Consider the following 12,878-nt stretch of genomic DNA (forward strand, 5'->3'; position numbering starts at 1 on the left):
TGGGATCGGCTGGCTGTGCGGATGCGAATGTGCCATTTCCCGTAGCGACCGATTGCCAGGAAAGCGTCCCGTTCATGCCCTCCACCTCCGAGACACGACCGATCGCCTATCTCAGCGGTATGTATCCCGCCGTATCGCAGACCTTCATCCAGCGCGAGATCGAGGCGTTGAGGGCAGCGGGGGCCGATATCCGCATCTGTTCGATCCGGGCAACGCCGGCTTCCGAGCATATCGGGCCCGTCGATCGCGCCCATGCGGCCGAGGCGTTCAACGTGCTGCCGGCGACGCTTTCGCCCAAGGCGCTCGGCGCGTTTCTCTGGGCGCTGAAGCGGCCGGGAGATTTCGGCAAGATGCTGAAGCTCGCCTGGAAGACACGTGCACCGGGCGCGAAGGCGCTGGCCTATCAGGCGATCTACGCGGCCGAGGCCATGGTGCTTGCCCGGTATCTTGACCAGATCGGGGCGGGGCATATTCACAACCATTTCGTCTCGTCGAGCGCGACGGTCGCGATGCTGGCCGCAACGCTCGCGCGCATCCCGTTCAGCTATACCCTGCACGGTCCGGCCGATTTCATCGAGCCATTGCGCTGGAAGATCGGCGAGAAGACGGCACGCGCGGCCTTCGTCGCCTGCATCAGCCATTACGCCCGGTCGCAGGCGATGGTCTTTTCCGACCCCGTCCATTGGGACCGGCTGAAGATCGTCCATTGCGGCGTCGAACCCGATCTCTACGGGGGCGACCGGCCCGTATGCGAGGCGGGCGAGCCGGTCCGGTTCCTCTTCGTCGGGCGGCTTGCGCGGGTGAAGGGGCTTCTGGTCCTTCTCGAGGCGCTCGAGCGGATGGGCGATGTGAATCTCAGGCTCGATATCGTGGGCGACGGGCCCGACCGCGCGCTCTTGGAAGACCGTGCGAGGCCCTTGGGCGACAGGGTTCGGTTCCTAGGCTACAGGCGTCAGGACGAAGTCGCCGGAATGCTCAACGAGACTGATATCTTCGTCCTTCCGTCATTCGCCGAAGGTGTGCCCGTGGTGCTGATGGAAGCGCTGGCGGCAGGTCGACCCGTGGTGGCCACACAGGTTGCGGGCGTGTCGGAGCTGGTCGAGGACAGCGTGTCGGGCTTCATCGTGCCACCCGGCGATATCGAGGCGCTATCGGACCGGATCCGCCGCCTCGCCACCGATCCTGCCCTGCGCGCGCGCATGGAAGGCGCTGGCCGCGAGAAGGTTGCGCACGATTACGACGCCTCGACCGAGGCGCGTCGCCTGCTCGCCCTCTTCGCAGGAGAGCGGCGCGCAGGCGCGCGGCCGGACTAAGCCCGCCCCGACGCGCCTTTTTCGGATTTAGGTGGGAAGCAGGCTCCGAGCCAGCTGTCGGCTACCGCCTCCCAGGAAAACCGCGCCTCGGCAATGCGGCGCGCGCGCTTCGAGATGGCCTCGGCATGGTCGGGATCCTCGGCCAGCCGCGTCATCGCGGCCGCGAGGCCATCGAGCACGTGATCCTGCGACAAGGGCTCGACATAGACGGCCGAATCCTTGTCGGCCAGCATCGAGGGCCCACCCCAGTTGAGCGTGATCACGGGCATTCCCACCATCATCGCTTCCTGCATCACAATGCCGTTGGCCTCGGCCAGCGTGGGGAAAAGATAACCGCGATAATTCTCGAACGCATCGAGCAGATCGTCGTGGCTGGCCACCCACCCCTTGAACGTCACCCGCCCCTCGAGGCCGAGTTCGCGGGACAGCGCCTCCCATTCGGCGCGCTTCTCGCCGTCGCCGAAGACGTCGAGCGTGACCTTCGGATCGGCGCGGGCCACGGCACGGATGGCGAGGTCGACGCCTTTGTGATCGACCATGCGGCCCGAGCAGACGAAGCGCGGATTGGGGCCGCGATGCTCGATCCGTGGACGGTTGCGGATTCGGTCGGCCACGCCCGAATCGACTACGTCGACCATCTGCTCCTCGCGGACCCGCGCCATGCGGAGCGAGGCGCGGGTCCGCTCGTAACCCGAGACGAGGACCACACGGGCGCGGTTTCGCTTTTCGGGAAAGATGCGGCCGAGGATCTTCTGCGCGACAGCGTGGAACCGCTCTCCGTTACGGAATTCGGGCGACATGCGCTCGCGGAAGGCGGGCGGATAGAAGATGTTGCCGGTGAGCGGACCCAGAACGATGTCGTAACCCTTCGGGAAGAAGCGCGGCATGACCGGCGAGACGGGCCCGATGTAATGCAGCGTGGTCTTCGGATCGCGGGCCACGTGGCGGCGGATGAGCCGTCGCGCCATCAGATGGAAATGGATGTCGAGAAGCCCGCGCAGCGGCTTCACCCGCCAGAAAAAGCGTTGCAGACCGTCATCCTCGACAACGTGGAAGGTCTGGCCGGTCTGGTCGGCCCCGAGCCCCTTGACGGTGCGCTCATGCGTGACGACCGTGACCTTCACGCCGTTCTCGACCAAGAGGCGGGCGAATTGGTGCGCCTTGATCGCCTCCCCCCCGGAATTGATCCCGATATGCTTGGCCACGAGGACGATGTGGTCCGGCAGCTCGAGTGCCTCGGCCGGGCGCGGAGCGGAAACGTCGGAATGGGGGGGCGCGTCTTTTGGCATGGGGCGGCCTCTCTTCATGATGGGCGGACGCGAAAGGAATGCCTCGTCGCGCGATACCGGTTTCTAGAGGAAAGACCGCGACCTCGCCAAGGGGCGGTCCGGTCCTTGCCGTCAGGTTCCGACAGGGGCCTTTTCAGCCCTGCCGGCGTCGCGTCGGGCGAGATAGCTGCGGGCGGCCTTCTGCCACCATGCCTCCCAGTAGAACGTCGAGACATGCGCAGCTGCCCATGTGAGGGCGTAGCTCACCGGGCGCTTCAACAGATATCGCTCAATATCCGATCCGGTATTCATGAACCCCGAGACCATCAGCGGGTGGTAGATATAGAGCGCGTAGGAGATCCGCGCGATATATCCCGCCACCCGACTTTCGAGAACGCGCATGAGTGGTTTCACGTTGCTGAAGAGAATGACTCCGACGAGAATCGCGCTGAAATAGGGCCTGAAGTAGTAGAACGGATAGCCGTCGTTATGGCCCGAGAGCAGGAACAGGGCCGTCAGGATTGCGATCAGCGTCCCTGCCATTACGGGATTGGCAAGCCACCGGCGCATTGCCTCGCCGGCATGGATGTGAACCAGCGCAAGGCAGCCGCCCGCCAGGATCTCGTCGACCCGCCAGTGGGTGTTGATGTTGACAATGATCTGGTCGTCGATCCGCAGTCCCGTGAAGAAAATTGCAGCCACGGGAACGAGCCACAATCCCCGACGTCCGAGCAGGAGCACGACCAGAGCGATAGCCACGTAGAACTGCACTTCGACGCAGAGCGACCAGAGATGGCTGAGAGGCCCCCCTTCGATGCCTTGCGTGAAGTAATTGCTCAGAAAGGTAAGATTAAGCAGCATGGTCGTCAGCGGAAGGCCGAAGAATACTACCAGGATCGTCAGATAGAGCGCCACCGAAGGCACGATCCGGCAAAGCCGCTTGACAAAGAATTCGATGATGTCCGTGTTGCGATGCAGGATCGTGACGATCAGGTATCCCGACAGACAGAAGAAGAGCGCCATGCCCGATCGTGCCGCGACCGAATTCAGACCCCAATCGTTGGGCCCGAGCGGAAGTGTATGACCTGCAAGGACCAGCAGAATGCTTGCCGCCCTTACCCCGTCGAGGGACTTCACATAAGGAAAGCCGCCCGGGGTCGTGGTGTGGCGTGAAGCATCATTCATTCTGTCGCTCGGCGTTGTGATGCGGAACATGCAAAAGTTAACAATTCGAGGGCGGCATACGACAGCTTTCCCGAAAACGTAAGGAAATTGCCGATCCTTTGGCGTTCGGCGCATCGAATGTAGCTATGCTGTGCACAATCTTCCGCCTTGAGGAAGTCTGGTTCCATTCCGGGAGAATCCTTCTCCGCCATGCAACTGACCAGCTCAGTGCCCGGAGCCGTGCTTTCTCAGCCCTCGCCTATTTGTACTCGATAAGTTTGGTGCCGCGGCGAGTAAGGCGGCGCAAGGCGTAGTCCGATGCACCCTGAAGCTCGGGGAACTTGCCGAGGGTCAGAAGGAAGGCCGGAATCCAGTCCTCGCCATGCAAGCGCAGGCGCAGGATCTGAGTGGGATAGATCAGCAGGAGCAGCAGCGCCCAAGGCGAAACGGCGAGTGTCAGGATCAAAACCGCAAGCGGAATCGCCAAGGCCCATACCAACGCTCGGCGAAGCTCGGCCACCTTGTGGCGTTCAGGCGGGGCCCCATGCATCGCAGCCCCTTCAGCATAAGCATGGCCTGCGCGCCGTGCTCGCATCCACCACTGCCCCATCCGCGTCATGTCCGCGTCGTGGAGCGTCATCTCGGCATCGATCCTTTCGATCCGCCAGCCGGCCTTGCGTAGACGCACGCAGAGTTCCGGCTCCTCTCCGGCGATGAGCGTCGGGTCGAAGCCCTCTGCCGCATCAAAGGCCGAAAGGCGCATCAGCGCGTCGCCGCCGCAAGCGCGCGCGGGCCCCACAGGCGTGTCCCATTCCCGGTCAACAAGGCGGTTCCAAAGGCTGGCTTCCGGATGTCGTTCGCGACGACGGCCGCAGACGATTGCCAAGGCCGGCTCTTCGGCAAGCCGTGCGGTGGCCTTGGCGATCCAGTCGGGCCGAAGCTCGCAATCGCCGTCGACGAACTGGACAAGATCGGCATCGGGCAGGATTTCCCGCAACCTCTCGCGGCCGGCATTGCGCGCCCGCGCCGCGGTGAAGGGGAGGGACAGGTCGAGTTCGACCACTTCGACCCCGCGCTCGCGAGCGGCCGAAACACTACCGTCGGTCGAGCCGGAATCGACATAGACGACACGGTCGGCCTGATCCTTGAGCGAGGCGAGGCTCGCCAGCAGGCGAGCACCCTCGTTGCGGCCGATGGCAACGGCACCGATGCGCGGCCGGGACATCATTCCTTGGCCTCGTACCGTGTGAAACGCAACTTGCGCGGAGTGTCTGGACCGGAGGGGGCGAAATCGCGCTCGTAGCTATCGCGGCGTTCGGGGGAAGGCTCGGCTCCGCCTTCGGCGCGTCCGTATCGCAGGGCACCCTTCCGCCCCCCCGCCGAGACCGGCGATGAGCCCACGGCGCGTGCCAGCACCCCAGAGGCGAGTCCCGGCACGGGCATGTCGGATGCCTCGCGCGTCTCTTGCGGCAGATCGCTGGAAACCTTGGCGCTCTCGATCTCCCAACGGCCCCAGAGCGCCCCGGTCATGAGCCATGTCAGCGGCGTGATCCCTGCATTCGGGATGAGATCGATGAGATTGGCTGCGAGGATCAGCGCGACGGCACAGGTCGCGGGCTCGAACCCCCCTCCCGTCTTGCGGCGGCGAAAGGCCAGAAGCATGATCGGCAGCGTCAGAAGGCCGAATTCCGAGAGATAGCGGACCCATCCCCCCTGGCCCACAATGATGATCCAATATCCGTCGGTGATCGTGATGTCCCGCCCGCGCTCATCGTAGACACGGTTGCGTGCATAACCGCCCCAGCCGAAAAGTGGCCTTTCCGCCGTTTTGTCGAGAAGCTGGTCCTCGTTGACGACGCGCGTGTTGAAGGTGGATGCGCGATCGGGAGCCCTCGTCTCGAGCGCCGTGATGAGCCGATCGACTGGTACGACGTCTATCCCGCGCAGCATCGGATAGGCCAGAATGGTTCCTGCAATCGCAGCAGCAACAATGATCTGGATCCTGCGTCCGCTCAGCAGGATAAGTGGGACAAGGACCGCGGTGATCAGAATCACGCCCAGCGACTTGGACAGGACGAGCGTCATCGCGAGCCAGCCGAACGCAACAATACCGAAGGCCCGCCGTTCCCGTCCCTCGGTCTTGATGAGGGCCGCGGCCGCCAGTGTCGTCATGCAGAAGAAGAGACTGACGAGCAATCCGTGCGACAGGAACACGATTGGGCGATAGCCGTTTCCGCGCAGGTGCTGGACCCAGCTATGCGGGAAGTAGCCATAGACCATACGGCTGAGCTGCGGTGACATGCGGACCTCGTAGAGGGCCAGCAGCGAATAGCAGAGACCGGCCAGCACCAGCAACAGAAGCAGGGTCCGATGTGCTTCCGGAGAGGCAAGGAACTTGCGCGCCAAGAGTAATGGCAGAACCATCATGCCCACGCCTAGAATCAGCGAGAACGCGTCGTAAAGCTTCATGCCCGGCAGCCAGCGGGCACCGGTGAACTGCGCATCGCCATTGGTCAAGACAGTTAGGAACGCGCCGATCAGAAGCGCGAGGAGGAGGATCCGCAGAAGAGGGCTCGTCGGAAGCCATCCCGGCTGGATTCCTGCCATGTCAGGCGACATGGCAGCACGATGCGCTCCGGGAGCGAGACCCGAAATCCTGTTCCAGGCGAAAAGCGCGCAGAAGATCGCGCTGACCGCGGCTATGGAATCCTTGTTGAGGGCGGGCAGCATCGGAAAATCGACACTGAAGCCAGATGGCAGCAGTAGATAACCCGCGGTGATCGAGACGATGATCGCCACCGGTATCCGGTATTTTGCGAAGACGATGGCAGTGACGGCGGGCCATGCCAAGAGGGCGAGAAGCGGTACCATCTATGAAACGCAGCCTTCCTTGGGATGCGAACGCAGTCTCAACCTTGGATTGATGAAGGCCATACTAATTTCCGACAGATCGCGGGTTTGATCTTTCTTCTACTCCGAACCCTAGCCGGTACCCCAATCAAAATCCGGCAATCCCGCGCCACGATCTTCTGTCCCGATGCCTGGAGTCGTCCAGATGATGAAAAGCCATTCTGTCCTTCGAAGCCGCCTACATGGCATAACGACGTTGATTTCGGAAGGGGGCTTCGGCCGTACCGGGGTGACGTCATGACTGCGCTGGCAATCGGTATCGTCCTGAGCGTGGGCGGCAACGATGTGGATCCGCATTCGATCAGGAAAGGAAGACCGTCCAAGTCGGACCCGGACCTCTCCGTTCCGCCGCCAGCACCGGAGCCCATACCCACACCGGCACCCGAGCCCGAACCCGTGCTGCCAGTGGCCGAGACCGGCGAGGGGCGCATCGTCTTCGCGGATCTCGACGGGACCTTCGCGATCGAGATCGTCGCCCCTGCAGACCGCGCGGGCCTCTACGAAACCAGCCTCGACGGCACGGCCCTGGCGACACAGACGCTTGCGGACGGACCGCTCTGGATCGCCGCGCCGCAGATCGTGCTCTCCCACGATGCGGACGGCTCCGGACGGGCATCGCCCGGAGACACGATCGATATTGTCCTGGGCATCGTCGTCCACGATGCCGATGGTCCCGCCTTCGAAACCCGCCTCGAGCTCCTCGCAGGCGAAACCGTGATCGCATCCCCGATAGCGCCGGGATCCTTCCTCCTGCCACAGGCGGCCGCGACCGGTCCCCTCGCCCTGAGACAGACCCTCATCCAGGAGGGACGAGATCCCGTCAGCCAAATGTCGCAGGCGATCGAGGTCGACATCCCTGCCGAGATCACGCCGCCCGCACCGGACCTCTCAGTTCCGCCGCCAGCACCGGAGCCCGAGCCCATACCCACACCGGCACCCGAGCCCGAACCCGTGCTGCCGGTGGCCGAGACCGGCGAGGGGCGCATCGTCTTCGCGGATCTCGACGGGACCTTCGCGATCGAGATCGTCGCCCCTGCAGACCGCGCGGGCCTCTACGAAACCAGCCTCGACGGCACGGCCCTGGCGACACAGACGCTTGCGGACGGACCGCTCTGGATCGCCGCGCCGCAGATCGTGCTCTCCCACGATGCGGACGGCTCCGGACGGGCATCGCCCGGAGACACGATCGATATTGTCCTGGGCATCGTCGTCCACGATGCCGATGGTCCCGCCTTCGAAACCCGCCTCGAGCTCCTCGCAGGCGAAACCGTGATCGCATCCCCGATAGCGCCGGGATCCTTCCTCCTGCCACAGGCGGCCGCGACCGGTCCCCTCGCCCTGAGACAGACCCTCATCCAGGAGGGACGAGATCCCGTCAGCCAAATGTCGCAGGCGATCGAGGTCGACATCCCTGCCGAGATCACGCCGCCCGCACCGGACCTCTCAGTTCCGCCGCCAGCACCGGAGCCCGAGCCCATACCCACACCGGCACCCGAGCCCGAACCCGTGCTGCCGGTGGCCGAGACCGGCGAGGGGCGCATCGTCTTCGCGGATCTCGACGGGACCTTCGCGATCGAGATCGTCGCCCCTGCAGACCGCGCGGGCCTCTACGAAACCAGCCTCGACGGCACGGCCCTGGCGACACAGACGCTTGCGGACGGACCGCTCTGGATCGCCGCGCCGCAGATCGTGCTCTCCCACGATGCGGACGGCTCCGGACGGGCATCGCCCGGAGACACGATCGATATTGTCCTGGGCATCGTCGTCCACGATGCCGATGGTCCCGCCTTCGAAACCCGCCTCGAGCTCCTCGCAGGCGAAACCGTGATCGCATCCCCGATAGCGCCGGGATCCTTCCTCCTGCCACAGGCGGCCGCGACCGGTCCCCTCGCCCTGAGACAGACCCTCATCCAGGAGGGACGAGATCCCGTCAGCCAAATGTCGCAGGCGATCGAGGTCGACATCCCTGCCGAGATCACGCCGCCCGCACCGGACCTCTCAGTTCCGCCGCCAGCACCGGAGCCCGAGCCCATACCCACACCGGCACCCGAGCCCGAACCCGTGCTGCCGGTGGCCGAGACCGGCGAGGGGCGCATCGTCTTCGCGGATCTCGACGGGACCTTCGCGATCGAGATCGTCGCCCCTGCAGACCGCGCGGGCCTCTACGAAACCAGCCTCGACGGCACGGCCCTGGCGACACAGACGCTTGCGGACGGACCGCTCTGGATCGCCGCGCCGCAGATCGTGCTCTCCCACGATGCGGACGGCTCCGGACGGGCATCGCCCGGAGACACGATCGATATTGTCCTGGGCATCGTCGTCCACGATGCCGATGGTCCCGCCTTCGAAACCCGCCTCGAGCTCCTCGCAGGCGAAACCGTGATCGCATCCCCGATAGCGCCGGGATCCTTCCTCCTGCCACAGGCGGCCGCGACCGGTCCCCTCGCCCTGAGACAGACCCTCATCCAGGAGGGACGGGATCCCGTCAGTCAAATGTCGCAGGCGATTGCGGCATAATTCGAACAGGTCGCGATCGCACCACGCGATCGTGACCTTCCCGAACGAATGTTGCGGGACGGGGATCTGCGGTCCCCTTTACGACCGGCACGATGCCGGACAGCATCCGACCCAACCCGGCTGCCCTGAAAACGGATGAGCGGCAGCTTCCAGAATCGAGGATATATCCATGGCACGCATCGGATTTCACGGATTCAAGGCAGGCACCGCCGTCGAGCTAGTGCTCCACAAGTTCGGTCGGATGATTCCCGCCTCGACCGAAAGCTGGAGCGCACCTGACATCGCAGATCCCGAAGCGGAGGATCCAAGCGCCGACAGCTGGGACGTCCTGCCGGCGACCGCTACGGTCGAGGTGACGACGTGGCGCAGCGACATGCAAGTCGGCCCCGAAGGATTCTACTTCAAGGTTACGGGCTATGACGGCTTTGACACGCCCGGACCGGCGGCGGGAGAGACTTATGACCGCCGCTATCATGAACTCGTATATATCTGGGATTTCGACGATCCAGGCGCGCGTTGGACGCATCCGGTCAACGTGATGGAACATCAACGCGACGCGAATGTGGGTTATGGTCCCCAGGTGGGTCACACCTACACGAAGCCCGGAACCTACAGCCCCTCCGTCATCGTCTACGAACCCTCCACCGGCAAGCTCGCGAAACACGAGCTTGGTCCCTTCACCGTGCAGGATCCTGATGTGGTATTTGCGGGAGCAGGTACGATCTACGCCCATCCGACCGGAGACTTTTCGGCGGCGCCGAGCGGTGCAAAAACGTTCACGAGCATCTATGACGCGCTCAACGCTACGCGAAGTGGGGTGCCGACGCGTGTCATGCTGGCAGCCGGCCAAGAATTCGTAATGCCCGGAGAATATCGCTTTGAAAACGGTGTGAGGCAATATCTTCGAAACGTCTATGTCTGCTCGGCTCCGGGCGGGCGGGCCAAGGTTACGACCGAAAAACAAAGCGGTGAGCTTTTCTACATGATCGACAAGTCGCCGCGGCTAGATCCAAGTCATGGGCTCGACATGACATTCGTTGGCATCGACGTGATCGGTAGCTGGGACGCATCAAGGGAAACAGGTGGCAGGGCGCGCGCCTTCACGTTCTCACGCGGCGGTAATCCATTGAACAAGGCGCAATATTTGCATCTCCACGATGTGATCGTTTCGGGATTCGATGCGGGGATCCTGTATCTCGGAAATTCACACCAAGAGATCGAAGATCACGAATTCACCTCGATCCTGTCCAACACCACGATCACGAACTGGGGCGATTACGGCATTTTCAGTTCTTCGATCAGAATGGCACTTCTGGGTGTCCGCATGACCCAGCATGATGACGCCATGTCGGGTGGCTGGAAGAACGGCGCGCACAACCAGCACGGCTGTATGAGAATGAACGGCGTGGACCATGCCGTTATGGATGGGTGCGATTTCTTTACCTATAACGGATGGTGGCAGAACATTGAGCCCTATCATACCCAGCAACCGGTCTTGCGCTGGAACTTCATGGGGCATGATGATACGCATGAGATGGAGCTCAACATGCAGCGCTGCTCCTGCGAGGGCGGCGAAACCATTCTCGCATTTCAGCACATGAACACCGGCAAATCGGTGCGCAACCAGAACGCGGTTATCGAGGGGTCCATTCTGGTCGGGTCGCATATGACGAGCGTTCCGATCAAGATCGCCTTCGGTGGCGTGAGTGTTCGGAATAACGTCTTCGTGTTCCCCGACAGCCCGAGAGCCAATTTCCACCTTTTTGAGCCGAAATCGGCAGGAGCTTTCATTAATTCCGGTCTCGTAACCGGCGACGAGATCGATCCTATTCTTTGGGAACACAATACGCTCGTGAACCTCATGTCGGCCAAGAACCTCAGTGCGAACAACTGGTCGCCGGAAGGCGTCACTTTCCTTCGGGAGGACGAGGTTAACAAGCCGCTTGCAGAGGGCACGATCACCGAAAACAACAACATCGTCCATCAGCCGAACCTTGCAACTCCCCAAATCCTCTACGCGCCGCTCGACACGACTTCAGTCTGGGAAGCAAGAACCGCCGGTTACAGGGATGGGGGTGGTGGCGGCATTACGCTTGCAGCCGACGTGCCGACCGGCGGATCCGTCGAAATTCCACATAAGGAAGCGGCGGATGTCGGACAATCACCATCTGCCTATGCCAATGGGCAGCATTTCGTGAAGGTTCAAGCCAGTCTTCCCGATCGGATCGTATCGCGAACGGGTCAAGTGGACATCAAGTTCACCGCATCCTCTGCCGTGATCACCAACAAGACCGGTGTGACCTGGCCGGCCAAAACGCTGATCGAGTACAAGTGGGATCGCAGCCGGGGCGACAATCCCGTCCAGAGGGAAACGCGGCTGGGCACGCCGAAGGGTAGCGTCGCGACCTTCGCACCTCTTGAAGGTTCCAAGGCACTTGGGGCAGGCTCCGAAGACACACGCGTGGTACTGGACTTCTATGGCAAGCGCCGCCCGGCATATCCTTCATTGGGAGCACTGGAGTGCCCTCGGTAACCTGAGCCCAGCGGTTCAAGCAGCCACGGTCACAGAGTGTCTCGTGGCTGCTTCACAGAAAATGCCTATCTTGCGCCTCCGTGAGGTTCGATGCCTCCATACGTTGCTACAGTTCTTATTGTCGTTGTTGCAGAACTCTGTCTGCGGGCGATTCACAGCGTGAATCCAGTTGGTTAGACGGGCTGCATGAGCAAGCCTTCCCCCGCCCGCTACCGCACGACGAACTGGTCCAGCTACAACGCTGCCTTGCGCAAGCGCGGCTCAATGCTGATCTGGATAGACCGGGAGATGGCTTGGCTGGCGCCGCATAAAGGTCGGCTCGGACGTCCACCCGTCTTCTCAGATGCCGCTATCCAGTTTTGTCTGTCGGTCAAAGTTCTCTTCAAGCTGCCCTTGCGACAGACCGCCGGTATGGTGGCCAGCCTGCTCCGGTTGGCGGGGCTGAACTGGTCCGTCCCCGACTTCAGCACCCTGTGCCGCAGGCAAAAGACCTTGGCGGTCCAGATCCCGTATCGCTGCTCCGATGGCCCGCTCAACTTGCTCGTGGATAGCACGGGCATCAAGTTCCTCGGCGACGGTGAGTGGCAGGCGCGCAAGCATGGCGCCCAAGGCCGTCGTCAGTGGCGCAAGGTGCATCTCGCCATGGATACGGCCACTTCCGACATCCGGGCCGTCGAGTTCACTCCAAGCCGCGATGGCGACAGCCCGATCCTACCCGAGCTACTCGGCCAGATCCCCGAGGACGAGCAGATCGGCACGGTGACCGCCGACGGTGCCTACGACACACGTCGCTGCCATGCTGCTATCGCCGACCGGCAAGCCACACCGATCATCCCGATCCGGAGAAACGGGCGCGCCTGGAAGGAAGACGGCCCGGCAGCGAAGGCGCGGAACGAGACGCTGCGCGCCACGAAGCATTACGGCAGAGCATTCTGGAAGTACTGGACCGGATACCACGCACGCAGCCGCGTGGAGGCGAAAATGCGATGCCTCAAAGCATTCGGCGAACGCATAGCCGCAAGAGACCCTGACCGCCAAACCGCCGAGATCCACATTCGCGTCGCACTCATGAACCGCTTCAATGCCCTCGGCACTGCCGAGATCGTTCGCGTCGCATAACCTCAGCGGGGGAAGGGGAAGTCATGCCTCAAGCGTGAGTTCTGCAACAATGCC

At 62.9% G+C, this 12,878-nt stretch carries 8 protein-coding genes; 4 read left to right on the top strand and 4 right to left on the bottom strand.

What is annotated here, in order from left to right:
• Nucleotides 1-74: 74 nt before the first annotated feature.
• Nucleotides 75-1,313 carry a glycosyltransferase gene (locus RVY76_RS18605; RefSeq protein WP_317377920.1) on the top strand — a complete coding sequence of 413 codons (1,239 nt, stop codon included), beginning with the start codon at nucleotides 75-77 and terminating at the stop codon, nucleotides 1,311-1,313.
• Here RVY76_RS18605 and RVY76_RS18610 read toward each other — a convergent pair.
• The 4 genes from RVY76_RS18610 to RVY76_RS18625 form a co-directional block, all read right to left on the bottom strand.
• Entirely contained in the window at nucleotides 1,310-2,602 is a 1,293-nt protein-coding gene (locus RVY76_RS18610; RefSeq protein ID WP_317377922.1) for a glycosyltransferase family 4 protein, read from the bottom strand. The two genes, RVY76_RS18605 and RVY76_RS18610, sit on opposite strands and share 4 nt — an antisense overlap.
• A gap of 111 nt (nucleotides 2,603-2,713) precedes the next feature.
• Entirely contained in the window at nucleotides 2,714-3,766 is a 1,053-nt protein-coding gene (locus RVY76_RS18615) for an acyltransferase (protein WP_317377924.1), read from the bottom strand.
• Between the two features lie 238 nt (nucleotides 3,767-4,004).
• A complete protein-coding gene (locus tag RVY76_RS18620) occupies nucleotides 4,005-4,973 on the bottom strand; it encodes a glycosyltransferase family 2 protein (RefSeq protein WP_317377926.1) in 969 nt (322 codons plus the stop codon).
• A complete protein-coding gene (locus RVY76_RS18625) occupies nucleotides 4,970-6,616 on the bottom strand; it encodes a hypothetical protein (protein WP_317377928.1) in 1,647 nt (548 codons plus the stop codon). Before RVY76_RS18625 ends, RVY76_RS18620 begins: the two co-directional genes overlap by 4 nt.
• A gap of 276 nt (nucleotides 6,617-6,892) precedes the next feature.
• Between RVY76_RS18625 and RVY76_RS18630 the strand changes: the two genes are divergently transcribed.
• The 3 genes from RVY76_RS18630 to RVY76_RS18640 all read left to right on the top strand — a co-directional run bounded on the left by RVY76_RS18630 (nucleotide 6,893) and on the right by RVY76_RS18640 (nucleotide 12,824).
• Nucleotides 6,893-9,172 carry a hypothetical protein gene (locus RVY76_RS18630; protein ID WP_317377930.1) on the top strand — a complete coding sequence of 760 codons (2,280 nt, stop codon included), beginning with the start codon at nucleotides 6,893-6,895 and terminating at the stop codon, nucleotides 9,170-9,172.
• 169 nt (nucleotides 9,173-9,341) lie between these two features.
• Entirely contained in the window at nucleotides 9,342-11,705 is a 2,364-nt protein-coding gene (locus tag RVY76_RS18635) for a hypothetical protein (protein ID WP_317377932.1), read from the top strand.
• A gap of 186 nt (nucleotides 11,706-11,891) precedes the next feature.
• Nucleotides 11,892-12,824, top strand: coding sequence for an IS5 family transposase (locus RVY76_RS18640; protein WP_317373939.1), 933 nt, complete (start codon nucleotides 11,892-11,894; stop codon nucleotides 12,822-12,824).
• Nucleotides 12,825-12,878 lie beyond the last annotated feature (54 nt).

The organism is Palleronia sp. LCG004 (assembly GCF_032931615.1).
Lineage (GTDB): Bacteria > Pseudomonadota > Alphaproteobacteria > Rhodobacterales > Rhodobacteraceae > Palleronia.